Raw genomic sequence first — 23,597 nt, forward strand, 5'->3', positions numbered from 1 at the left:
GGTCTGGAGCGTTTGCTTTTCTGACAGCGGCTTTATTTGACGCTCCACCCCCAACCCTCTAACCTTCGCCGATTGTTTCAGGTGCTCTGTGGCGAACCGCCGACAGGGTGAAACAGGGAAGCCGGTGAGCCCTTCGACAGGCGCGATTCCGGCGCTGCCCCCGCAACGGTAAATGAGTCAAGACCGCGCCTTGAGCCACTGTGTCCTGCGACATGGGAAGGCGCGCGGTCCCGCGAATACGCAGCTCATGAGCCCGGAGACCGGCCTGATCCATCCCACAGCGTCACGGCGGGCGATGCTGGACGGCCCCGGCCGCGTTTTTTCCTGCCCCCCGTTTGCCTTATCCAGCCCCAACGGAGAGCTGCCATGAACGAATCCCCCGATCGCGACGAACGTCACTTGGCGCGCATGCTGCGCAAAAAGGCCGTTATCGACGAGCGTATCGCCAGTGCCCCGAACGAATGCGGCCTGCTGCTGGTACTGACCGGCAACGGCAAGGGCAAGAGCAGCTCGGCCTTTGGCATGCTCGCCCGGGCCATGGGCCATGGCATGCAGTGCGGCGTGGTGCAATTTATCAAGGGACGCAACAGCACCGGCGAAGAGCTGTTCTTCCGGCGCTTCCCCGAGCAGGTGCGCTTCCATGTGATGGGCGAGGGCTTTACCTGGGAGACCCAGGATCGCCAGCGCGATATCGCCGCCGCCGAAGCCGCCTGGACAGTCTCCCAGGAAATGCTCCGTGATCCGAGCATCGGCCTGGTGGTGCTCGATGAGCTGAATATCGCCCTCAAGCACGGCTACCTGGACCTCGACCAGGTGTTGACCGACCTCCAAGCCCGTCCGCCGATGCAGCACGTGCTGGTCACCGGCCGCGGCGCCAAGCCGGAAATGATCGAGCTGGCCGACACCGTGACCGAAATGGGCCTGCTCAAGCATGCGTTCCAGGCCGGGATCAAGGCCCAGAAGGGCATCGAACTATGAGGCAAACGCGTCATTGCCCGGCGGTGCTGATCGCCGCGCCGGCTTCCGGACAGGGCAAGACCACGGTGACGGCGGCCCTGGCGCGCCTGCACCGCAATCAGGGGCGCAAGGTCCGGGTGTTCAAGTGCGGCCCGGATTTTCTCGACCCGATGATTCATGAGCGCGCCAGCGGTGCGCCGGTCTATCAGCTGGATTTGTGGATGGTCGGCGCAGAGGAAAGTCGTCGGTTGCTCTGGGAAGCGGCGGGCGAGGCCGACCTGATCCTGATCGAGGGTGTCATGGGGCTGTTCGACGGTACGCCGTCGAGCGCCGATCTGGCCCGACATTTCGGTGTGCCGGTGCTCGGAGTCATCGACGGTACGGCCATGGCCCAGACCTTCGGCGCCCTGGCCCTGGGGCTGGCGCGTTACCAGCCGGACCTGCCGTTCGCCGGGGTGCTGGCCAACCGAGTCGGCACCCTGCGCCATGCGCAATTGCTTGAAGGCAGCCTGACCGAAGGCCTGCGCTGGTATGGCGCGCTCTCCCGGGAAACCGGGATCGAGCTGCCGAGCCGCCATCTCGGCCTGGTGCAGGCCAGTGAATTGAATGACCTGGACAAGCGCCTGGACGCCGCCGCCGAGGCCCTGGCCGGCAGTTGCGAGGTCGCGTTGCCGCCGCCGGTGGCCTTTGAGGCGCCCGAGCCGCTAGCCGCCGAGCCGCTGCTGGCCGGTGTGCGCATCGCCGTCGCCCATGACGAGGCCTTTGCCTTCATCTATGGCGCCAACCTGGACCTGTTGCGGGCCATGGGCGCGGAGCTGCGGTTTTTCTCGCCGATCCACGATCAGGTCTTGCCCGAGGCGGACAGCCTTTACCTGCCCGGTGGTTATCCGGAGCTGCATCACCTGGCCCTGGCGCAGAACGCCCCGATGCTGGCGGCGATCCGTGCCCACCACCAGGCCGGAAAGCCCTTGCTCGCCGAGTGTGGCGGGATGCTCTATCTGCTCGATGCGCTGACCGATGTCGAAGGACAACGCGCCGAACTGCTCGGATTACTAGCAGGTGAGGCGATGATGCAGAAGCGCCTCGCGGCCCTGGCCTTGCAGGCGGTGGAGTTGCCGGAAGGGCTGTTGCGCGGTCACACCTATCATCATTCGTTGACCACCACGGTGCTCGAGCCGATTGCCCGGGGCCTGAGCCCCAATGGCGGGCGCGGCGCCGAGGCGGTGTATCGCCAGGGGCGGATGACCGCCTCTTATGTGCATTTTTATTTTCCGTCCAACCCGCGGGCGATTGCCGCGCTGTTGGCACCGGATACCCACTCTGCCAAGGCCGGCGCACTCTCGGAGCGCGCGGACTTACCCGCGCGGAGGCCATGACCGACAACGCTTTTAGCCCTGAAGAACGCGCGGCGGTCTACCGTGTCATCGGTGAACGCCGCGATATGCGCCACTTTACCGGTGGCAGCGTGGCGCCCGAATTGCTCTCGCGCCTGCTGGAAGCGGCGCATCAGGCGCCCAGTGTCGGGCTGATGCAGCCCTGGCGCTTTATTCGTATTACCGACCGCGCATTGCGCGGCCAGATCCAGCAGTTGGTGGAAGAAGAACGGATCCGCACCGCCGAGGCCCTCGGTGAGCGTTCCGATGAATTCATGAAGTTGAAGGTCGAGGGCATCAACGACTGTGCCGAGGTGCTGGTCGCCGCGCTGATGGACGATCGCGAGCGCCATATCTTCGGTCGGCGGACCTTGCCGGAAATGGACATGGCGTCCTTGTCCTGTGCCATCCAGAATCTCTGGCTGGCGTCCCGCGCCGAAGGCCTGGGCATGGGCTGGGTCTCGTTGTTCGAGCCGTTGGCCCTGGCGCAACTGCTCGGTCTGCCGACGGGGGCCAAGCCGCTGGCGGTGCTGTGCCTGGGCCCGGTCCAGGCATTTTATCCGGCACCGATGCTGGTATTGGAAGGTTGGGCGCAGCCGCGTCCCTTGAGTGAATTGTTGTATGAGAATTATTGGGGAGTGAGTCAATGAGTGTGGCGTTGTTGAGTGTCGCCGGGGTTGCGCTGGATGCGCTGCTGGGCGAACCCAAACGCTGGCATCCGCTGGTGGCGTTCGGCCGTCTGGCGGACCGTATCGAACAACGTTTCAACTCCGGCGGACGTGGCTGGCGCAGTCACGGGGTCACCGCCTGGGTGCTCGCGGTGCTGCCGCTGACCCTCCTGGCCACGGCCTTGTCGTGGGCGCCTTATATCGGCTGGCTCGTCGAAATCCTCGCGCTCTATTGCGCCCTCGGTCTGCGCAGCCTCGGCGAGCATGTGATCCCCGTGGCCCAGGCGTTGCGCAGCGACGACCTGGATCGCGCCCGCCAGCGGGTGAGTTATCTGGTCAGCCGCCAGACTACGGAACTCGATCACACCGAAGTGGCCCGCGCGGCCACCGAATCGGTCCTGGAAAACGGCAGCGATGCGGTGTTCGCCGCGTTGTTCTGGTTTGTCGTGGCCGGTGCGCCCGGTGTGGTGCTCTATCGCCTGAGCAATACCCTCGATGCCATGTGGGGCTACCGCAACGAGCGCTTCGAGCGTTTTGGTTGGGCGGCGGCGCGGATCGACGATGTCTTGAACTATATTCCTGCACGCTTGGTGGCTCTGACCTACGCCTTGCTTGGTAAAACCGGACTGGCGCTGCAATGCTGGCGCCGCCAGGGACCGACCTGGGACAGCCCGAATGCCGGGCCGGTGATGGCGGCGGGCGCCGGCGCGCTGGGGGTCGAGTTGGGCGGGGCGGCGATTTATCACGGTGAATTGCACCAGCGTCCGCAGTTGGGCGAAGGGGAGCCGGCCACCGCCGACTCCATCGACCGCGGCTGGCAGTTGGTGCAACGGGGTGTGTGGTTGTGGTTGCTGATTCTCTGTCTGGGAGCTGAGATCTATGCTTGAGCACGGCGGACGCCTGCGCAAGGCGGTGGAACACTACGGCATTGCCGAGTCCGATTGGCTGGACCTGTCCAGTGGCCTGGCGCCCTGGCCCTGGCCGATTCCACCGATCCCCGAGCGTGCCTGGGCGCGCCTGCCGGAAACCGATGACGGCCTGGAACAGGCCGCCTGCACCTACTACGGCGCGCCCCAGGTGTTGCCGGTGCCCGGCTCCCAGGCGGCGATCCAGTTGCTGCCGCGCCTGCGTCGTGCGGGCAAGGTCGGTGTGCTGTCGCCTTGTTACGCCGAGCACGCTGAAGCCTGGCGACGCAACGGCTACATCGTGCGTGAAGTGCTGGAACACGAAGTCGATTTTTTTCTCGACAGCCTCAATGTGCTGGTGGTGGTCAATCCGAACAATCCCACCGGCCTGAGCCTGGCCCCGGAGCGGTTGCTGGAATGGCATGCGCGCCTGGCCCAGCGCGGTGGCTGGCTGGTGGTGGACGAAGCCTTTATGGACAACACCCCGCAGCGCAGCCTGGCGGCCCACAGTCATCGGGTCGGGTTGATTGTCCTGCGCTCGTTCGGCAAGTTTTTCGGTCTGGCCGGTGTGCGCCTGGGTTTTGTCCTCGCCGAAGGCCAGCTGCTCAGGTTGCTCGCCGAACAGGTCGGGCCCTGGGCGGTCAGCGGGCCGACCCGGGTGCTGGGACAGGTGTGCCTTGCCGATACCGCCGGTCATGAACTCCAGCGTGTGCGTAGCGAACAGGCCAGCCAGCGTCTGGTGGCATTGTTGACGCGTTTCGGCCTGGCGCCCCAGGGCGGTTGCGCGCTGTTCCAGTGGTTGGTGACGGCGCGGGCCGAGGCGCTGTATGAGTTCATGGCACGGCGGGGCATTCTGCTGCGCCTGTTCACCCAGAACAGCAGCCTGCGTTTCGGCCTGCCCGCGGATGAAGCGCACTGGTTGCGCCTGGAGCAGGCGCTGCTGGCCTTTGCCGGGGAGCCGGCATGACCACCCTGATGGTGCAAGGCACCACCTCCGATGCCGGCAAAAGTACCCTGGTGACTGCGCTGTGCCGCTGGCTGACCCGCCAGGGTGTACGCGTGGTGCCGTTCAAGCCGCAGAACATGGCGCTCAACAGCGCGGTGACCGCCGACGGCGGCGAGATCGGCCGGGCCCAGGCGGTCCAGGCCCAGGCGGCGGGCCTCGTGCCCCACACCGATATGAACCCGGTGTTGCTCAAACCCAACAGCGACACCGGCGCCCAGGTGATTATCCATGGCCGCGCCGTGACCAGCATGAACGCCGTGGCCTATCACGACTACAAAGCCATCGCCATGCAGGCGGTGCTGGCCTCGCACCAGCGCCTGAGCGCCGCCTATCCGGTGGTGATGGTCGAAGGTGCGGGCTCGCCGGCGGAGATCAATCTGCGTGCCGGGGATATCGCCAATATGGGTTTCGCCGAGGCGGTGGATTGCCCGGTGCTGCTGATTGCCGATATCAATCGCGGCGGGGTGTTCGCCCATCTGGTGGGCACCCTCGAACTGCTGTCGCCCAGCGAGCAGGCGCGGGTCAAGGGCTTTATCATCAACCGTTTTCGCGGCGATCTCGCGCTGTTGCAGCCCGGGCTGGATTGGCTGGAACAGCGTACCGGCAAGCCGGTGATCGGCGTGCTGCCCTATGTGCTGGACCTGCACCTGGAAGCCGAGGACGGGCTCGACCAGCGCCAGGCCGACAAGGCCGACCAGGTGCTGAAGGTGGTGGTGCCGGTGCTGCCACGCATCAGCAACCATACCGATTTCGATCCGTTGCGCCTGCATCCCCAGGTCGACCTGCAATTTATCGGTCCCGGCCAGGCCATTGCGGCCTCGGACCTGATCATCCTGCCCGGCTCCAAGAGCGTGCGCAGCGATCTGGCCTATCTGCGCCAGCAGGGCTGGGACACGGCGATCAACCGTCACCTGCGTTATGGCGGCAAGGTGCTGGGCATCTGCGGTGGCCTGCAGATGCTCGGTGAGCAGGTGCATGATCCCCTCGGGTTGGAAGGGGCGCCTGGCTCCAGTGCCGGGTTCGGCCTGCTGGCCCTGAGCACCGAGCTCGAGCAGGAAAAACAACTACGCAATGTGCACGGCCGTCTGGCGTTGGAAGAGGCTGAAGTCAGCGGTTATGAGATCCATGCCGGGGTCACCGTCGGTGCGGCGCTGGAGCAGCCGGCCGTGCACCTGGACGATGGTCGTTGCGACGGTGCCCAAAGCGCCGACGGGCAGGTGCTCGGGACTTACCTGCACGGTTTGTTCGAGTCGCCCCGGGCGTGCAGTGCCCTGCTGCGCTGGGCCGGCCTGGCGCAGGTGCAGGAGGTGGATTATCACGCCCTGCGCGAACGCGACATCGAACGCCTGGCCGACCTGGTGGAAAAACATCTGGATACCGACCGCTTGCGTCAGCTCTGCGGTCTTGAATAAGGGCGTCCTGACATGCTGCAACTGATTCTCGGTGGTGCCCGTTCCGGCAAGAGTCGCCTGGCCGAACGCCTGGCGGCTGAAAGCGCGCTGTCGGTGACCTATATCGCCACCAGCCAGCCTCTGGACGGCGAGTTGAACGAGCGGGTCGCCCTGCATCGCCAGCGTCGTCCGGCCCATTGGCAGTTGATCGAAGAGCCGCTGGAGCTGGCCCGGGTCCTGCGTGAAAACGCAGCGGCCGACACCTGCCTGTTGGTGGATTGCCTGACCCTGTGGTTGACCAATCTTTTAATGCTGGAGGACGCCGAGCGTTTGAAGGTCGAGCGCGAAGCCCTGTTGTCGAACCTGGCGCAATTGCCGGGAGAGATTATTTTTGTCAGCAACGAAACCGGTCTGGGTATCGTCCCGTTGGGCGAATTGACTCGCCGTTATGTCGATGAAGCCGGTTGGCTGCATCAAGCTCTGGCCGAGCGTTGTCAGCGAGTGGTGCTGACAGTCGCCGGTTTGCCCCTGACTTTGAAAGGAACTGTGTTATGAGTGAATCGTGGTGGCTGAACCCGTGCAAGGCGATTGATCTGCAGGCGCAAGACGCGGCATTCGAGCGTCAGCAGCAACTGACCAAACCTACCGGCTCCCTGGGCCAGTTGGAGCAGGTCGCGGTGCAACTGGCGGGTCTGCAGGGCCGGCTCAAGCCGCGGGTCGATACGCTGTGGATCGCGATTTTTGCCGGTGACCATGGCGTGGTGGCTGAAGGCGTATCGGCTTATCCGCAGGAAGTGACCGGGCAGATGCTCGCCAACTTCGTCGGCGGCGGTGCGGCCATCAGTGTGCTGGCGCGGCAACTGGGCGCACAGTTGGATATCAACGACCTTGGCACGGTCACGCCGATGCTCAACCTGCCAGGTGTGCGTCATCTGCAGATCGGCGCCGGTACGGCGAACTTCGCCCAGGGGCCGGCCATGACCGAAGCCCAGGGCCGCTTGGCGCTGGAAGCCGGGCGTGACAGCGTACGGCGCGCGGTAGCAGCGGGCAGCGAGTTGTTTATCGGCGGCGAAATGGGCATCGGCAACACGGCTTCGGCCAGCGCGGTGGCCTGTGCGTTGCTGAAATGCCCGGCGGCGTTGTTGGCCGGCCCCGGCACTGGGCTCGACCCGGCCGGCGTCAGCCACAAGGCGCAGGTGATCGAGCGGGCGCTGGCGCTGCATGCCGAACACACCGACGATGGGTTGCAGGCCTTGTTCCGCCTGGGCGGTTTCGAGATCGCGGCGCTGGCCGGGGCCTATGTGGCTTGTGCCCAGGAGGGCGTGGCGGCGCTGGTCGACGGCTTTATCTGCACTGTTGCGGCGATGGTCGCGGTGCGCTTGAATCCCGAGTGTCGGCAGTGGCTGATCTTCGCCCACCGTGGCGCCGAGCGCGGGCATCGGCATGTGCTGGAGAGCCTGCTGGCCGAACCGTTGCTCGATCTGGGCCTGCGCCTGGGCGAAGGCAGCGGCGCGGCGTTGGCGGTGCCATTGGTGCGCCTGGCCTGCGACCTGCACGGGCAGATGGCGACCTTTGCCGAGGCGGCCGTGGCGGATCGCCCGGCATGAGTGTGCGCCTGGACCTGTTGCGTCACGGCGAAACCGAACTGGGTGGCGGCTTGCGCGGCAGCCTGGACGATGCCTTGACACACAAGGGCTGGGAGCAGATGCGTGCCGGTGTGGCGCAGCAAGGGCCTTGGGATCGCCTGATCAGTTCGCCCTTGCAGCGTTGCGCGCGGTTTGCCGAAGAGCTGGGCGCGCGCCTGGGGCTTCCGGTCGAGATCGAGGGTGACCTGCGCGAATTGCATTTCGGTGCCTGGGAAGGGCGGAGCGCGGCGGCGTTGATGGAGACGGACGCCGACGATCTGGGGCGGTTCTGGTCCGATCCTTACGGCTTCACACCACCGGATGGCGAGCCGGTTGAGCTGTTCGCCGAGCGGGTACTGGCGGCGGTGTCGCGCTTGCAGCAGCGCTATGCCGGCCAGCGCCTGCTGTTGATCAGTCATGGTGGGGTGATGAAGGTTCTGCTGGCTCGTGCCCGTGGATTGCCGCGCGAGCAGCTATTGCAGATCGAGGTGGCCCATGGCGCCTTGTTCGCGCTGCAGGTGGCGGCTGACGGTGGGCTGGGGGAAGCGCCGTGAGCCGCTTGCCGTTCTGGATCGCCTTGCAGTTTCTCAGCAGCCTGCCGATTCGTCTGCCGGGCATGCCGGAACCTCGGGAGATGGGGCGGTCGTTGTTGTGCTACCCGCTGGTGGGGTTGCTGTTCGGCGGCGTGCTTTATGCACTCGATTGGACGTTGGCGGGGGCGCCGCTGTTGCTCCATGGTGCCTTGTTGCTGACGGCCTGGGTGCTGCTCAGCGGCGGCCTTCACCTGGACGGCCTGGCTGATAGCGCGGATGCCTGGCTGGGCGGTTTCGGCGATCGTGAGCGGACCTTGTTGATCATGAAGGACCCGCGCAGTGGGCCGATTGCCGTGGTCACCCTGGTGCTGGTGCTGCTGTTGAAGTTCTGTGCCTTGCTGGCGTTGATCGAGCAACAGCAGACAGTGGCGTTGCTGCTGGCGCCGCTGATCGGTCGTAGTGCCTTGCTCGGGTTGTTCCTGACCACGCCTTATGTGCGTGCCGGTGGATTGGGGCAGGCATTGGTCGATCATCTGCCGCGCCGGGCCGGCTGGTATGTGTTGCTGGCGAGTGCGTTGTTCTGTGGGTTGCTGGCCGGGTTCAAGGGCGCTGGGGCGGTGTTACTGGCGGTGTTGGGTTTCTGCTGGTTGCGGCAACTGATGATGCGACGTCTGGGCGGCACCACCGGCGACACGGCGGGGGCGTTGCTGGAGTTGCTGGAAGTGCTGGTGCTGGTGGGGTTGGCGCTGTTCTGAAGGCGTTGCGCAAAACTTGTTTTCACTGTGTCACAGGTATATACACACGCCATGTTATCAACCGATTGCTTATGCATCTGCCTGCGTCGCGCCGCTCGTGGCGTCAGCAGACATTACGACGGCGCTCTCGACGGCTTCGGGATCAACGTTGCCCAGTATTCTCTGCTGTGCAATCTCAAGCGCCTCGACCAGCCGAGCATTTCCAGCCTGGCCGAAGCCATGGGCCTGGATCGCAGTACCCTCGGGCGTAACCTGCGGGTGCTGGAGTGTGACGGCCTGGTGGCCCTGACCGAAGGCGCCGACCAGCGTAACCGCCTGGTCCGGCTCACCGATGCCGGGGCCGAACGGCTGGTGGCCGCCGGGCCCGCCTGGGAAGCGGCGCAGCAGCGTCTGGCGAACCGCCTGGGTGATGAAAAGCGCGCGGCTCTGGTAGCCTTGTTGGAAGAGTTGGCAAGCGGCGAGTAATCGCCGTTTTATCGACATAAAACGGGTATATACCCGCTAAGGAAGAACAATAATGACCTCGATGTGGCGTGCCAGTGGCTGGATTTTGCTCGGGAGTGCGCTGATCCTCGCGCTGTCCCTCGGGATAAGGCACGGTTTCGGGCTGTTCCTGCCCCCCATGAGCGCGCAGTTCGGCTGGGGCCGCGAAGTATTCGCCTTTGCCATCGCCTTGCAGAACCTGATATGGGGCCTGTCCCAACCCTTTACCGGTGCCCTGGCCGACCGCTTCGGCGCGGCGAAAGTGGTGTTGATCGGTGGCGTGTTGTACGCCGTCGGGCTGGTCTGCATGGGCCTGTCCGATTCCGCCCTGACCCTGTCCCTGAGTGCGGGCCTGCTGATCGGTATCGGCCTGTCGGGAACCTCGTTCTCGGTGATCCTCGGTGTGGTCGGACGTGCCGTACCGCCGCAGAAGCGCAGCATGGCCATGGGTATTGCCAGTGCCGCCGGATCCTTCGGCCAGTTCGCCATGCTGCCGGGGACCCTGGGGTTGATCGGCTGGCTCGGCTGGTCGACGGCGTTGCTGGTGCTGGGCGTGCTGGTGGCGCTGATCGTGCCGCTGGTGAGCATGCTCAAGGACAAGCCGCTGCCCAAGCTTGAGGGTGAGCAGACCCTGTCCGAGGCACTGCGCGAGGCCTGTTCCCATTCCGGCTTCTGGTTGCTGGCGTTCGGCTTTTTTGTCTGTGGTTTCCAGGTGGTATTTATCGGTGTGCACCTGCCGGCCTACCTGGTCGACCAGCACCTGCCGGCCACGGTCGGGACCACGGTACTGGCGCTGATCGGCCTGTTCAATATCTTCGGTACCTACACCGCCGGCTGGCTCGGCGGACGGATGTCCAAGCCACGCCTGCTGACTGCCCTGTACCTGGCGCGGGCCGTGGTGATCTCGGTGTTTCTCTGGGTGCCGGTGACGCAGTTCAGTGCCTATCTGTTCGGCATGGCCATGGGCTTTCTCTGGCTGTCGACGGTGCCCCTGACCAACGGCACCGTGGCGACGCTGTTCGGCGTGCGCAATCTCTCCATGCTCGGCGGGATCGTGTTTCTCTTCCACCAGTTGGGGGCCTTCCTCGGCGGCTGGCTGGGTGGGGTGGTGTATGACCACACCGGCAGCTACGACTTGATCTGGCAGGTCTCGATCCTTCTGAGCCTGCTCGCTGCGGCCTTGAACTGGCCGGTGCGTGAGCGGCCCGTGGCGCGGTTACAGGCGCAGGCAGGCCTGGCATGAGTGCCTTCTGGTCGCGACTGCTGGCCCTGGCGGTGATCGCCTTGCTGCTGGCGCTGGCCTGGTGGGGCTGGCATCAGGGCGGCCTGGCGTTGATGCAGTTGGGCATGGGCGCTTGTTAAGGGCCGCTTGCTAGAAAGGGGGACCGGCGCGTAAGTTGACGGCTCGATCTTTCTCCAGGATTCAGGATATGGCGATGCGCTGGCTGGCGGTTCCTGCCGTTTTGATGGCCTTTTCCGGGGCGGCTCTGGCTGCCGGTTGTCCGGAACTCTTGCAGGGACAATTGCCGAAGTTACGGGCCAAGGAGTCCATCGATCTTTGCCAGCGTTTTGCCGGCAAGCCGCTGCTGATCGTCAATACCGCCAGCTTCTGTGGCTTTGCCCCACAGTTCAAAGGCCTTGAGGCGCTCTATCAGCGTTACAAGGGCCAGGGCCTGGAGCTGATCGGCGTGCCGTCGGATGACTTCAAGCAGGAGTCCGACGATGGCGCCGAGACGGCCAAGGTCTGCTATGTGAACTATGGCGTCACCTTCACCATGACCGAACCGCAAACGGTCAGAGGGCCGGATGCCGTGCACCTGTTCAAGGTGCTGGCGCAGCAGAGCGCGGCGCCAAAGTGGAATTTCTACAAGTATGTGGTGGACCGCCAGGGCAAGGTGATCGCGCATTTCTCCAGCCTGACCAAACCCGACAATCCCGAGCTGATCGAGGCGGTGGAGAAGGCCATCGCCTCGAAGCCCTGATAAATATCAGGTAATAAAAAACCCGCATCAGACGATGCGGGTTTTTTCTATCCAGCTAGCGAGCGATTCAGGCCCGTAGTGAATCAGAACTTGTACGTCATGCCCAGGCCGTAGCCCCAAGCGCTGTTTTCGTACTTGGCGGTGTAGGCGCCGCCTTTTTGCGGGTTGTTCAGGTTGACGTTGACGTCTTCTTCCTTGAGGTAGGAGAGGGCGACGTCGATCGTCAGGTCGTCGGTTGGGCTGTAGCCGGCACCGAAGCTGATGGCCCGGCGATCACCGGTCGGGATACGCACGGAACGATCGGTATTGTTGGTTGGCGCCTGGTCAACCGACAAGCCGCTGCGCAGGATCCATTCCTTGTTGACCCGGTAGGAGACACCGATCGCCGAGGCCCAGGTGTCATGCCAGTTCTGTTGTTCGGTGATGGTACCGATCGGACCGGGGGAACCACCAAGCCCGGCAGGAACACCCTGGTTGTTGATGGTGATGTCTTTTAGACGGCTCCAACGGGTCCAGGTGCTACCGGCATACACGGTCCACTGATCATCCAGTTTCTGGGTGATCGAGAAGTCGACGTTCTCTGGCGTGGTGATATCCAGGGAACCCTTGTAGCGGCTGCCATTGAACGGACCGAAGCCGACGCCGGTGATGCTGGTGTGGCCATCCAGGGTGTAGCTGACCTTGGAATGGTAGGTCAGGCCCAGGCGCGTGGTGTCGGTAGGCTGGACAATCACACCGATGTTGTAGCCGATCGCCGTGTCGTCGCCCTTGACGTCCACCGAACCGTCGTTGCGCCCGAAAGTCGGGGCAAAAGGCGTCGCGGAGCTCAGTTCGCCGCTGATACGGTTGATGGTCGGACCGAAACCGACGGAAACCATATCGTTGAATGCATAGCTGACAGTCGGTTGCAGGGTGACAACCTTGACTTCGCTCTTCTGGCCGTAATAACGACCGGAAGCGCTGCTTTCATAATCGGTTATCAAGCCGAAAGGCGCGTAGGCACCGAGACCCAATGCCCAGCCGTTGCCCAGCTGTTTGACGAAGAAGGCGTTGGGTACAGAGGTGAATGGAACCATGTCGCCGTCGCTGGTGCCGCCTGGAGGGCCGCCGCGAACGGTTTTGATATCGGAACTGGCATCAATCGCGGCAACGCCCGCAGTGACTTGATCGCGTTTGAGCAGGGACATACCGGCAGGGTTGCCGTAAACGGTACTTGCATCTTCGGCAGAAGAAGATCGACCCGCATAACCGGTCCCCATCCCGCTGATGCTCTGTTCGTTGAGGGCAAAGCCACTCGCGAAAAGCTGGGTGGATGCCAGAGCAACAGAAAGGCTGAGAGTGGTCTTGAGCATTACTTTTTTCATTATTAGAACTCCGTGGTGATCACCGAGGCGAAAAGTAGCAACATTTTCGCCCCGGCGCTATAGGGTGAATTGCTGGAGATAGAGCGGTTTTGTAGGACAATCCGACCAAAATCGATTGGTTTTCCCGGAAACTGGGTTTTGGCTCTAGCAGGCGATCGGAGTGACCGATGAGTCACAACTTTGCCAGGCACGGGTGAAATCCCGTAAACGTCCTTGTGGCTGGAAAGTCTGTCGCCAGATCCGCGCCATACCGAGCAGATCGTCGATGGCGGGGAGCTTGGGGTGGTGTTCTTCCACCAGCAGCCAGGCGATGGCCGTGGAATAACGAAGATTCACCGCCAGTTCGAGATTCGGGCTGCTAAAAAAAGCGTGCTGGCTGGCCAGGCCGCGCACCAGGCTGGCCAATTCCGGGTCCGGGGCCAGGTAGCGGTCCCATAACGCGGCATGGCGGCTTTCGTCGATGCAGTACAGGCCGTGACCGCGGCGGTCGTGCAGGGCCGAGCCCAGGTCCGACTGGCTGGCGGCGATGCCCAGCAGCAGTGCTTCGGCGCTCGGGCTGTGGCGACCCAGGTACAGCAGGGTCGGGCGAATCACATAAAGGCGCAGTTCCCTGGCGGCGATACCCATGACACCCTCGATACTCCGGCCGTGTGATCGGCGTTTTTTATTGGTCGGCGTGGCCTGGCCCCTGGTAGCGGTGGAGGCGTTCAGGCCCGCCGGAAGCGGCCCGGGCCGCTTGAGTTGAAGTGTAGTGTCATATCTCTGCTGTAAAGGACTGTTTTTAAAATATTTAAACTATGAGCGCGTGGCTTATATATTTATTCGTGCTTAGCCATACAGTCAAAATCGCGAAACTTCAGGCAATAAAAAGCCCGGCAACAAAGACCGGGCTTTTGGGTTACAGCTTGTTTCTAAGCTGGGCTATACGGGCCTCAGGCAACCAGGGCCTGGCGCGTGCGGTCGATGACCGCCTGCAGCGGTTCGGCGCTGGAGTACTGGTCCGGATACAGACGTTCGCTGTGACGAGCGATACCGTGTTCGTTGACCAGCGTGAAGCTGAAGCAGCCTTTGCGAGCGGCCATGATCAGGCAGTTCATCGGTGCGAAGGCGTTGGTCAGGGTGCGAATAGCGTCCTGGGTATGGATTTGAGTCGACATAATTATTAGGTGTTCCTGCAAATGACACGGAATCTGATCCGTGCAACGTTAAAACGTTCCAGTAGCGTCGAACCATTATGGATCGGACGAAGAACCTGACTGGAACAAAGCCGCCAGTTGAGCGCATGAAATCAAGTGGCGCTGGGGCTGGCAGGTAGGTACTTAGGAGGGCAGGCAATCACAACAAGGGCAAAGGTTCTGGGCCCGGGGTGAAGATCCTGATCAATCTTGCAGGTTGGTTCGGTCAGAGTAACAACCTTCGGCAGCCGCCTTTCATAAGGCTGTACTGGAGAGGATTTACCTGGAAACCATCGAGGGGTCGATCCCTTTTTCGAGCGACTGATCCATTTTGGAGAGTGCTTCTGAGGGAATGTTCGACCTGAATTGACTTTCAGCTTGGTACTAACGGGGCGGATACTATCGCATTAAAACGGATAAGGGAAGCGTGTTGGCAAAAAACTTGTTCAAGGCGCTCCCGTGGTACCGAGGCGGAATTTCGCTGGCGGGACGCTGCCCGAAAGGGGGCGATATGCTGGCTCCAGGAGTAGCGCTAAAGAGCGAATGGCCGCGCCTGTGCAAAAAAGGTGCGTCGATATAACCGTTATCGCACTACTTGTGCACAATCGGCCCACGGCTTGTCACCGGACTGTCATCTGCGCAATCTGTCCCTCGAATGCCTGTATCGCCAATACAAGTCAATGAAAAATATCGTCTTTTTTTATTGGTGAAAAAATCGACAGTTTGACTGCGAGCCCCATTCCATGCGGCTTTGCGAGGGTTGGAGAGGGGTTGTCCACTGAGTTATCCACAGCTTCTGTGGATTGTCCCAAGCGCTTGCTCTAGGACGGGCATGTCGAGTTTTTTCGGCTTTACCCGTACGAAAAACAGCGTAGAGTGGCGCGCCCCGCGATCTGGCGTGCAGTGCTACATGAAATTTCGCTTGGCTTCCTTGCCCTTGTCCCGGCCCGATACGATTTCTACCTGGCGCGAACTGTCCAGGGCCGATCACCTTCGTTACCCTTGATTCTTTACAATTGGTTGGCACCTTGGGAGTTCTTATGGCGTTGGATCTGACCAGTCTCTTGCTCGGTTTGGCGGGCGCGGCGTTGCCGTTGCTGGCCCTGGCCTGGCAGTTGCAGCGCCGGGCGAGTGCTGCCCAGGCCGAGCTGGTGCTGTTTGACGAGCGTCTGAGCAGTGCCCGGCTGGCGGCGGATGGGCTCGGTGCACAACTGGATGCCAGCCGCGACGAGGTCAGCGACCTGAGCCAGGCCAATACCGTCAAGCAGGCGGAACTGGCGGCGCTGCGCCGGGAAGTCGAACTGCTGCAGGTCGAGCGTGACAACGGTCGCGACGCCGCCCATGCCTGGAACCTCGAGCGTGCCCAGAAAGAGGCCGAGCTGCGCCGCCTGGATGCCCAGGCGGCGTCGTTGAGTGCCGAGCTGCGGGAACAGCAGGAAAGCCATCAGCAGCGCCTGGACGACCTGCAGGGCTCGCGGGATGAGCTGCGTGCGCAGTTTGCCGAAATGGCCGCGAAGATCTTCGACGAGCGCGAGGCGCGTTTTGCCGAAAACAGCCAGCAGCGCCTCGGACAATTGCTCGACCCCTTGAAGGAACGTATCCAGTCCTTCGAAAAACGTGTGGAAGAGAGTTATCAACAGGAAGCCCGCGAACGCTTCTCCCTGGGCAAGGAGCTGGAGCGCCTGCAACAGCTGAACCTGCGCCTGAGCGATGAGGCGACCAACCTGACCCGGGCGCTCAAGGGCCAGAAGACCCAGGGCAACTGGGGCGAATTGATTCTCGAACGGGTGCTTGAGCATGCCGGGTTGGAAAAAGGCCGCGAGTACCAGACCCAGGTCAGCCTGAAAGGACCGGATGGCGAGCGTTTCCAGCCGGACGTGCTGATCCTGTTGCCGGGTGACAAACAGGTGGTGGTGGACTCCAAGGTCAGCCTGACCGCCTACCAGCAATATGTCGGTGCCGATGACGAGGCGATCGGCCAGGCGGCGCTCAAGCAGCATGTGCTGTCGTTGCGTAATCATGTGAAGGGGTTGGCCGGCAAGGACTACAAGCGTCTGGAAGGTTTGCACAGCCTGGATTTCGTCTTGCTCTTCGTGCCCATCGAAGCGGCGTTTTCGGCGGCCTTGCAGGCCGAGCCGAACCTGTTCCAGGAAGCCTTCGACCGCAATATCGTGATTGTCAGCCCGACCACCTTGCTCGCCACCTTGCGGGTGATCGACAGCCTCTGGAAGCAGGAACGCCAGAGCCAGAACGCCCGGGAAATCGCCGAGCGCGCCGGTTGGCTGTACGACAAGTTCGTGTTGTTTATCCAGGACCTGGACGAGGTCGGCAATCGCCTCCAGCAACTGGACAAGGCCTACGCTGCTGCGCGGAACAAGCTGACGGATGGGCGTGGCAACCTGGTCAGCCGCAGCGAGCAGCTCAAGCTGCTGGGCGCGCGGGCGAGCAAGAGCCTGCCCGCGGAGCTGCTGGAACGGGCGATGACCGATGAGGACGGCGTGGTGCAGTTGCCTGAGTAATCAGCCCGCGTTCAAAGCGGCAGATGCCGACTCAACAACGCCCGCAACGCCGCCGGTTTCACCGGCTTGGCCAGGTACTCCAACCCCGCCCCATGCACCTGTGCGACGGTTTCCGGGCGCAGGTCGGCGCTGATCACCACACCGGGCAGCGGCTCCGCCAGGCGCGTGCGCATCCAGGTCATCAGGCCGGTTCCGGTTTCGCCGTTATCCAGGTGATAGTCCACCAGCGCCAGTTGCGGACGCAGGCCGCCATCGAGCAGCGCGGCGCACTCCTCGCGATTGCGCGCGGTCGAGACCCGGCAGCCCCAGCGGGTCAGCAGGCTGTGCATACCGATCAGAATGCTGTCCTCGTTATCCACGCATAACACCTGGGTACCGCTCAGTGCCTGGCCGTTGACGGGCGGACTGTGGCCGGCCTCGCTCGCCGGATGACGGGCAATCGGCACGCTGACGCTGAATACACTGCCGTGCCCCGGCCAGGAGCGCACTTGCAGGCGATGCCCGAGTACCCGGCAGAGTCCGTCGGCAATCGCCAAACCCAGCCCCAGGCCTTTTTCGGCCCGGGTCTGGTGGCTGTCGAGACGTTTGAACTCCTCGAAAATCACCTGGCGCTTGTCCTCGGGAATCCCCGGCCCGCGGTCCCAGACTTCCAGGGACAACAGGCCGCCCTGGCGCCGCACGCCGAGCAGGACCGGGCCCTTGGCGTAGCGGAAGGCATTGGTCAGGAAGTTCTGCAGGATCCGCCGCAACAGTTTGATATCGCTGTTCACCGGCAAGCGACTGCCGCGAACCCGGAAGTTCATGCCTTGCTCCTGGGCCAGGGCCTTGAACTCCGCGCCGAGGGTGTCGAACAGCTCATTGAGGACAAAGGGCTGCGGGTTGGGCGTGATCTTGCCGTTTTCCAGGCGCGAGATATCCAGCAGGTCGCTGATCAGGTCCTCGGCCGAACGCAGCGAGCTGTCCAGGTGCTGGACCAGTTGCCGGGCCTCCCGGGACAGGCTGTCGTCCTGGTGGGAGAGGGCGGCGGAGAACAGGCGGGCGGCGTTCAACGGCTGCATCAGGTCGTGGCTGACCGCCGCGAGGAAGCGGGTCTTGGACTGGTTGGCCGCTTCCGCCGTGCCCTTGGCTTCGGTCAGGGCGACGTTCAGTTGCGACAGTTCGTGGGTCCGTTCGGTGACGCGCTGTTCCAGGCCCTCGTTGGCCTCGGTCAGGGCTTGCTCGGCCTCGCGGAACGCGGTGATGTCGGTGAAGCTCATGACAAAACCGCCGCCGGGCATCGGGTTGCCGATCAGCTCGATGACCCGGCCGTTGGGAAACAGCCGCTCCGAGGTATGCGCGCGGCCCTGGCGCATCCAGTGCAGGCGCCGCGCGACATGCACTTCGGCCTCGCCGGGACCGCACAGGCCGCGCTCGGCGTTGTAGCGGATGATATCGGCAATCGGCCGGCCGACGCTGATCAGGCCGTCCGGGTAATTGAACAGTTCCAGGTAACGGCGGTTCCAGGCCACCAGCCTCAGTGACTGGTCGACCACGCTGATGCCCTGGGTGATGTTTTCGATGGCGCCTTGCAGCAACGCGCGGTTGAACTGCAGCACTTCGGAGGCTTCGTCGGCGATCCGGACGACATCTTCAAGTTGCATTTCCCGCCCTTCGATGGCGGCTTTCACCACCGCGCGGGTCGAGGAGGCCCCGAGTACCCCGGCCAGCAGGCGTTCGGTGTGGGCGATCCAGTCGCTGTCGGCGTTCTGGTTCGGGTTGAAGCCCTTGCCCTGGCGATAGGCGAAACGGATAAAACTCTGGCGTGCGCGTTCTTCGCCGACAAAGCGCGCGGCGAGGGTCAGCAGGTCTTCGATCTGCACCGCCAGCATCGAGCGGGCGCTGGGCCGGGCATTGAGTTCCTGGCCGATAAAGCGCCCGGCCTGCCAGTGCTCGGAGACCCGTGTGCGCGACAGCAGCGAGACCCAGGCGAAGAGGGTGAAGTTGCCTGCCAGCGACAGCACCACGCCTTGGGTCAGCGGGCTGATCGGCAGGTTAAGCGGGTTGCCGTGCAGCCAGGCCAACCCGGGGAAACTGCTCAGCGACCAGCCCAGGCTGCGGGCGGCGATGGGTAGGATCAGGGTATAGAACCAGAGGAAGGTGCCGCCGGCGATACCGGCAAACACCCCGCGCCGGTTGGCCTGTTTCCAGTACAGCGCGCCGAGCATGGCCGGCGCGAGCTGGGTCACGGCGGCGAAGGCGATCTGGCCGATGGTTGCCAGGCTCGCGGTCGAGCCCAGCAGGCGGTAGCTGACATAGGCCAGCAGCAAAATGGCGACAATGCTGACCCGACGCACCGAGAGCATCCAGTGGCGGAACACTTCGAACGGCCGTTCGGAGTTCTGCCGGCGTAGTAGCCAGGGCAACAACATGTCGTTGGAGACCATGGTCGACAACGCGACGCTGGCGACAATCACCATGCCGGTGGCCGCCGAGGCACCACCGATAAAGGCCAGCAAGGCCAGCGACGGATGGGCCTGGGCCAACGGTAGGCTGATAACGTAGGAATCACGCAAGACATCCGTGGGCAACATCATGCGCCCGGCCAGGGCGATCGGCACCACGAACAGTGCCGCGAGTATCAGGTAGGCGGGGAACACCCATTTGGCCAGGCGCAGATCCTGGGGTTCGATATTTTCTACCACTGTGACATGGAACTGCCGGGGCAGGCAGATGATCGCCATCATCGCCACGCCGGTCTGCACCACCATGGACGGCCAGTTGACCGTTTCTTCCCAGTATTCGGCCAGCAGCGCCGAGGTTTTGGCCTGGCTGAACAAATCGTCGAAACCGTCATAGAGGCCGTAGGTGACGAAGGCGCCGACGGCGAGAAAGGCGAACAGCTTGACCAGGGATTCGAAGGCAATCGCCAGCACCATGCCGCGGTGGTGTTCGGTGGCGTCGAGGTTGCGGGTACCGAAGACGATGGTGAACAGCGCCAGGATCAGCGACACCACCAGCGCCGTGTCCTGGGCGCGTACGCCCATGGCGTCGGCACCGGCACCGATCAGCAGGTTGACGCCGAGGACGATGGCTTTCAGTTGCAGGGCGATATAAGGCAGTACGCCGACCAGGCAGATCAGCGCCACGACCACCGCCAGGGATTGCGATTTGCCATAGCGGGCGGCGATGAAGTCGGCGATGGAGGTGATGTTTTCCTGTTTGCTGATCAGCACCATCTTTTGCAGGACCCAGGGTGCGAACACCAGCAACAGCACGGGGCCCAGGTAGATCGGCAGGAACGCCCAGAGCTGGTCGGCGGCCTGGCCGACCGCGCCGAAGAAGGTCCAACTGGTGCAATAGACGGCCAGGGACAGGCTGTACACCCAGGCCCGCACGCGTGGCGGCAGGGGCGCGCTGCGGCGGTCGCCATAAAAGGCGATGGCGAACATGATGGCCATATAGGCCAGGGCGACGGCGGCGATCAGCCCGCTGGACAGCGACATGGAAACTCCCGGCAAAAGACATTCCGAGGGCAGTCCGGCCCTGGCGCTACAGTCTCGCACGATGACCGGGCGGCGTCAGTGTCGACCAAGGTCGCAGCCCTGTTGCTAACGGGCGGTGAGTGCCAACTCGATTTGTTGGTGCAGAGCTTCGACACTCAACGGCTTGTCCGCGAACAACACGCGGAACACCGTCGGTGCGACGATCAGGTCCAGCAGGCGCTCGACGCTGGGCAGCATTGCCTGCGGGTAACGATCGAGAATGATCTGCAACTGCCCGCCGAGGATGGTGGTGCAATAACCGGTGCTGGTGCTGCATTGCACGTCACGCATCATCTGCCGGCCCGGTTCCGAGCTGATCTCATCCAGATACTGCTCGGCCCAGGCCCGCAGGTCGCCGCGCAGGCTGCCGGTATTGGCCGGTTCGACCTCCGGGCGCATACGCGCAAAAGCCACATCGGCCAACAACACCGCCAGGTCGCCCCAACGCCGATAGATGGTCGAGGGTGTGACCCCGGCCCGCGCCGCGATCTGCGGGACGGTCAGGCTCGCGCGGTCCTGCTCTTCGAGAAGCCCACGGACCGCCTGATGAATCGATTCCTGCACCCGAGCACTGCGGCCGCCCGGACGTACACTTTCTTTGATCGCCATGCCAAAACCTTAACACAAAGAATTTGCTTTAAGAGAAAAGCCGTAGCACACTCCGTAAAAGCAATATTTTAGCTTTTGTGGAGTGTGCCTATGTCCCCTCGCGCCGAAAAGCCCGTGTCCAACCGTGCCAGCCTGGTGTTTCTGTCGATCACCTTGCTGACTTTTCTGGCCGCCTCCAGCGCGCCGACCCCCCTGTACCATCTGTATCAGGAAACCCTGCGGTTTTCCGCGGCGACCCTGACGCTGATCTTCGGGGTGTATGCCCTGAGCCTGCTGGCGGCCTTGTTGACGGTCGGTTCCTTGTCCGACCATCTGGGTCGCCGGCCGGTGATCTTTACCGCGTTGCTGTTGGATATCGGCGCGATGTGGCTGTTTATCACGGCCGACAGCGTCGTGTTGCTGATCGCCGCGCGGGCGCTGCAAGGTTTTGCCACCGGCATGGCCACCAGCGTACTGGGCGCGTCCCTGCTGGACAACGACAACCGCAAGGGGCCGTTGATCAACAGTATCGCGCCTTTGCTGGGCATGGCCTGCGGGGGCCTCGGTTCCGGTTTGCTGGTGGAGTTCGCGCCACACCCCATGCAGTTGGTGTACTGGATTCTGTTCGGCCTGCTGGTGGTGCAGGCGGCGACTGTCTGGCGCTTGCCGGAAACGGTCAGCGCGCAGCCGGGCGCGCTGGCCTCGTTGCGTCCGACCCTGCATGTACCGCCGCAAGCGCGCAAGGCCCTGTGGATCGCCTTGCCGGTGGACGTCGCGGTCTGGGCCATGGGCGGTTTCTACCTGTCCCTCGCGCCTTCGCTGGTACGCGCCGCGACCGGCTCGACGTCCAATCTGATCGGTGGCGTGCTGGTGGCAATCCTGACCCTCAGCGGCGCGTTGACGATCTTCACCTTGCGCGATCGCCCGGCGCAAAAAATCCTGCGCCTGGGGGCCGTGCTGCTGGCCATTGGCGTCAGTCTGATTCTGCTGGCGGTGCACAGCGCCAGTCTCCCGCTGTTTCTCTTCGCCACCTTGGTCGCGGGGGGCGGTTTCGGCTCGGGTTTCCTCGGCGCGCTGCGCAGCGTGGTGCCGCTGGCCTTGCCCCATGAACGGGCAGGGCTGATGTCGGCTTTTTATGCGCTGAGCTACCTGGCGTTCTGTCTGCCGGCGTTGTTGGCGGGCAACCTGAGTCACAGCCTGGGCCTGATCGCCACGACCGACGGCTATGGCGTGATGTTGATCGGGCTGTCGCTCGGAGCCTTGCTGATGTTGCTGTGGCGCCGCCCGGCGCGGGACCTGGTGGCCTGAGCCGGTCGGCCGGCTGATCGGTTATTGCAAGATCGACGGCGGGGTGCTGGTCAGACTGAGGTCTTTTACCGGAAGGATCACGGTGCTCAATGACGACTCCCACACGCTCAGGCATCCGGACGCCCTTGCCGACGTCCACCCAGCTTGCCCTGCGGCTCCAGTCGGCGGATCTGACACAAATGCTCGGTCTGTTGCAGGAGGTGGCCTGGCAGCCGTTGTCCGCTCAGGCCCGTTTGTTCCTGCAACCCGAGAGTCTGTTCGGCTTGCATCAATTGCTTTGCCATGTGCTGCCCTCGCGGCGGATGCGGCCCCAGGGCGCGGCGCCCATGGCCTTTGCCTTGCGGAGCCTGCGGCAGGCGCTGTTGCACGAGCCCGATCCACGGCGGCGGGTCGAGCTGGCCCATGATTGCGTCGATGGATTGTTGCTCAAGACCCGGGGCGTGTGGGTTGGTAAGCGTATTGCCCAGTTGCATGGGCTGGAGGCGATGGATATCGCGACCCAGGGGTTTATCGAACTGATCCAGACCTGTGCGGCGATTCTCCGCGATCATGCCTTTATCATGGTGCGCCTCGGTATCGGTGGCGGTTGGTTCGGGCGAGAAACCGGCGTCGCTGCGAAATTGGGCAGGGCGGGGGTCTATGGTTCCGGTGGGCATATCAACCGCGCGCGTTTTGCGATTTTGCGCAGCGCGTTGGTGCGTGGCGATGAAATCAAGCGGCCAGCGCCGGGTAAGGAGCCGGTGCTGGATGCCGCGTGGTTGCGCAGGGAGGCTCAACTGGATCTTTATCGTTTGGAACGGGAGGCGGATACACCGGCTTCTTTCGCAGGCCTGCGCCTGTTTGCCGAGTGAGTCATCAATACCTGTCAGGGAAAATGGGATAATGTGTGGGGCACGGGCAATCATGAGTGCTCGACAATCCCATCAAGGCCCCCGCCCATGACGATTACCCGCAGTGCAGACTTCACCGGCAGCCGTCCCTGGGCGGCGCTGGACATCGCCAGCATGAACGGCATCAGTACCCGTCTGCACTGGACCGACCAGCCTTATATCTGGCACGTCAATGACGGGCAGGAAGTGTTTGTGGTACTTGATGGCCGGGTCCGCATGCGTTATCGCAAAGGCGGGGTCGAGCAGGCCGTGGTGCTGGAGGTCGGCGATATTTTTTATGCCGACATCGGTTGTGAGCACCTGGCCGAACCCTTGGGCGAGGCACGGGTGCTGGTGATCGAAACCGAAGGCAGCCCCTGATTGCTTATCAAGCGACGTTCTGCAGTTGCTGGAAGCAAAAACCTGTGCTTACCTCATTTCAGGGTCGTCATTGATTTCAAGCAGGACGGATGACGACTCATGTTGGACTCCAAGCGCGAGTCCGGACAGGTGTTCACAGGTAAGGCCCATCTTAAGTAGGCCGATAGTATTGATCGCCGGCAAGGCCTAGCTAT

The 23,597-nt window shown here is 63.2% G+C and carries 23 protein-coding genes and 1 riboswitch; of the genes, 18 read left to right on the forward strand and 5 right to left on the reverse strand.

Annotated elements, in window-relative coordinates; all coding sequences use genetic code 11:
- Nucleotides 1-62: 62 nt before the first annotated feature.
- Nucleotides 63-284: riboswitch (cobalamin riboswitch) on the forward strand.
- 82 nt (nucleotides 285-366) lie between these two features.
- From cobO to M5B42_RS29350, 14 genes are all read left to right on the forward strand, one after another.
- Nucleotides 367-978, forward strand: coding sequence for a cob(I)yrinic acid a,c-diamide adenosyltransferase (gene cobO / locus M5B42_RS29290; protein WP_103498991.1), 612 nt, complete (start codon nucleotides 367-369; stop codon nucleotides 976-978).
- Nucleotides 975-2,333 carry a cobyrinate a,c-diamide synthase gene (locus M5B42_RS29295; protein ID WP_248747775.1) on the forward strand — a complete coding sequence of 453 codons (1,359 nt, stop codon included), beginning with the start codon at nucleotides 975-977 and terminating at the stop codon, nucleotides 2,331-2,333. The genes cobO and M5B42_RS29295 overlap by 4 nt, the downstream gene beginning before the upstream one ends.
- The gene (gene bluB, locus M5B42_RS29300; RefSeq protein WP_248747776.1) at nucleotides 2,330-2,980 is read left to right on the forward strand and encodes a 5,6-dimethylbenzimidazole synthase; all 651 of its coding nucleotides are present in this window, start codon (nucleotides 2,330-2,332) and stop codon (nucleotides 2,978-2,980) included. The genes M5B42_RS29295 and bluB overlap by 4 nt, the downstream gene beginning before the upstream one ends.
- Nucleotides 2,977-3,885, forward strand: a complete 909-nt coding sequence (gene cbiB, locus M5B42_RS29305; protein ID WP_103498994.1) for an adenosylcobinamide-phosphate synthase CbiB — start codon at nucleotides 2,977-2,979, stop codon at nucleotides 3,883-3,885. The genes bluB and cbiB overlap by 4 nt, the downstream gene beginning before the upstream one ends.
- Nucleotides 3,878-4,870 carry a threonine-phosphate decarboxylase CobD gene (cobD, locus tag M5B42_RS29310; protein WP_248747777.1) on the forward strand — a complete coding sequence of 331 codons (993 nt, stop codon included), beginning with the start codon at nucleotides 3,878-3,880 and terminating at the stop codon, nucleotides 4,868-4,870. Before cbiB ends, cobD begins: the two co-directional genes overlap by 8 nt.
- Nucleotides 4,867-6,321: a cobyric acid synthase gene (locus M5B42_RS29315; protein ID WP_248747778.1), complete on the forward strand. Its 1,455-nt coding sequence runs from the start codon at nucleotides 4,867-4,869 to the stop codon at nucleotides 6,319-6,321. Before cobD ends, M5B42_RS29315 begins: the two co-directional genes overlap by 4 nt.
- A gap of 12 nt (nucleotides 6,322-6,333) precedes the next feature.
- Nucleotides 6,334-6,855 carry a bifunctional adenosylcobinamide kinase/adenosylcobinamide-phosphate guanylyltransferase gene (cobU, locus tag M5B42_RS29320; RefSeq protein ID WP_177102138.1) on the forward strand — a complete coding sequence of 174 codons (522 nt, stop codon included), beginning with the start codon at nucleotides 6,334-6,336 and terminating at the stop codon, nucleotides 6,853-6,855.
- Complete coding sequence (cobT, locus tag M5B42_RS29325; RefSeq protein WP_103498998.1) at nucleotides 6,852-7,907, forward strand: nicotinate-nucleotide--dimethylbenzimidazole phosphoribosyltransferase; 1,056 nt, start codon at nucleotides 6,852-6,854, stop codon at nucleotides 7,905-7,907. The genes cobU and cobT overlap by 4 nt, the downstream gene beginning before the upstream one ends.
- The gene (gene cobC / locus M5B42_RS29330; RefSeq protein WP_103498999.1) at nucleotides 7,904-8,479 is read left to right on the forward strand and encodes an alpha-ribazole phosphatase family protein; all 576 of its coding nucleotides are present in this window, start codon (nucleotides 7,904-7,906) and stop codon (nucleotides 8,477-8,479) included. The genes cobT and cobC overlap by 4 nt, the downstream gene beginning before the upstream one ends.
- Nucleotides 8,476-9,213 (forward strand): adenosylcobinamide-GDP ribazoletransferase, encoded by a 738-nt coding sequence (locus tag M5B42_RS29335; protein WP_349292795.1) that lies wholly within the window; start codon nucleotides 8,476-8,478, stop codon nucleotides 9,211-9,213. Before cobC ends, M5B42_RS29335 begins: the two co-directional genes overlap by 4 nt.
- 51 nt (nucleotides 9,214-9,264) lie before the next feature.
- Nucleotides 9,265-9,678 (forward strand): MarR family winged helix-turn-helix transcriptional regulator, encoded by a 414-nt coding sequence (locus tag M5B42_RS29340; RefSeq protein ID WP_152741497.1) that lies wholly within the window; start codon nucleotides 9,265-9,267, stop codon nucleotides 9,676-9,678.
- A 61-nt stretch (nucleotides 9,679-9,739) separates the two neighbouring features.
- Complete coding sequence (locus M5B42_RS29345; protein ID WP_248747805.1) at nucleotides 9,740-10,939, forward strand: MFS transporter; 1,200 nt, start codon at nucleotides 9,740-9,742, stop codon at nucleotides 10,937-10,939.
- A complete protein-coding gene (locus M5B42_RS32155) occupies nucleotides 10,936-11,058 on the forward strand; it encodes a hypothetical protein (RefSeq protein ID WP_256261664.1) in 123 nt (40 codons plus the stop codon). Before M5B42_RS29345 ends, M5B42_RS32155 begins: the two co-directional genes overlap by 4 nt.
- 68 nt (nucleotides 11,059-11,126) lie before the next feature.
- Nucleotides 11,127-11,678, forward strand: coding sequence for a glutathione peroxidase (locus tag M5B42_RS29350; protein ID WP_248747779.1), 552 nt, complete (start codon nucleotides 11,127-11,129; stop codon nucleotides 11,676-11,678).
- An 83-nt stretch (nucleotides 11,679-11,761) separates the two neighbouring features.
- On the opposite strand, the gene M5B42_RS29355 is transcribed toward M5B42_RS29350, so the two are convergent.
- The 3 genes from M5B42_RS29355 to M5B42_RS29365 form a co-directional block, all read right to left on the reverse strand.
- On the reverse strand, nucleotides 11,762-13,042 hold the full coding sequence (locus tag M5B42_RS29355; RefSeq protein WP_247263257.1) for an outer membrane protein transport protein: 1,281 nt from the start codon (nucleotides 13,040-13,042) through the stop codon (nucleotides 11,762-11,764).
- Between the two features lie 144 nt (nucleotides 13,043-13,186).
- Complete coding sequence (locus tag M5B42_RS29360) at nucleotides 13,187-13,669, reverse strand: hypothetical protein (RefSeq protein ID WP_103494394.1); 483 nt, start codon at nucleotides 13,667-13,669, stop codon at nucleotides 13,187-13,189.
- Between the two features lie 305 nt (nucleotides 13,670-13,974).
- Nucleotides 13,975-14,199, reverse strand: a complete 225-nt coding sequence (locus M5B42_RS29365) for a hypothetical protein (RefSeq protein WP_003214941.1) — start codon at nucleotides 14,197-14,199, stop codon at nucleotides 13,975-13,977.
- Nucleotides 14,200-15,371: 1,172 nt separating this feature from the next.
- On the opposite strand from M5B42_RS29365, the gene rmuC reads away from it, so the two are divergent.
- Nucleotides 15,372-16,736, forward strand: a complete 1,365-nt coding sequence (gene rmuC, locus M5B42_RS29370) for a DNA recombination protein RmuC (RefSeq protein WP_248747806.1) — start codon at nucleotides 15,372-15,374, stop codon at nucleotides 16,734-16,736.
- Nucleotides 16,737-16,747: 11 nt separating this feature from the next.
- Here the strand turns inward: rmuC and M5B42_RS29375 are convergent, their stop codons facing one another.
- Nucleotides 16,748-20,218, reverse strand: a complete 3,471-nt coding sequence (locus M5B42_RS29375) for a hybrid sensor histidine kinase/response regulator (protein ID WP_248747780.1) — start codon at nucleotides 20,216-20,218, stop codon at nucleotides 16,748-16,750.
- A 105-nt stretch (nucleotides 20,219-20,323) separates the two neighbouring features.
- Nucleotides 20,324-20,866, reverse strand: a complete 543-nt coding sequence (locus M5B42_RS29380; RefSeq protein ID WP_248747781.1) for a TetR/AcrR family transcriptional regulator — start codon at nucleotides 20,864-20,866, stop codon at nucleotides 20,324-20,326.
- Between the two features lie 90 nt (nucleotides 20,867-20,956).
- Between M5B42_RS29380 and M5B42_RS29385 the strand changes: the two genes are divergently transcribed.
- The 3 genes from M5B42_RS29385 to M5B42_RS29395 all read left to right on the forward strand — a co-directional run bounded on the left by M5B42_RS29385 (nucleotide 20,957) and on the right by M5B42_RS29395 (nucleotide 23,403).
- On the forward strand, nucleotides 20,957-22,153 hold the full coding sequence (locus tag M5B42_RS29385) for an MFS transporter (RefSeq protein ID WP_248747782.1): 1,197 nt from the start codon (nucleotides 20,957-20,959) through the stop codon (nucleotides 22,151-22,153).
- An 89-nt stretch (nucleotides 22,154-22,242) separates the two neighbouring features.
- Nucleotides 22,243-23,004, forward strand: coding sequence for a hypothetical protein (locus tag M5B42_RS29390; protein ID WP_248747783.1), 762 nt, complete (start codon nucleotides 22,243-22,245; stop codon nucleotides 23,002-23,004).
- An 87-nt stretch (nucleotides 23,005-23,091) separates the two neighbouring features.
- Nucleotides 23,092-23,403 (forward strand): cupin domain-containing protein, encoded by a 312-nt coding sequence (locus tag M5B42_RS29395; RefSeq protein ID WP_248747784.1) that lies wholly within the window; start codon nucleotides 23,092-23,094, stop codon nucleotides 23,401-23,403.
- Nucleotides 23,404-23,597: the final 194 nt, after the last annotated feature.

The sequence above is a fragment of the Pseudomonas sp. MWU12-2037 genome, assembly GCF_023242345.1.
In the GTDB taxonomy this organism is placed as follows: Bacteria; Pseudomonadota; Gammaproteobacteria; order Pseudomonadales; family Pseudomonadaceae; genus Aquipseudomonas; species Aquipseudomonas gingeri_D.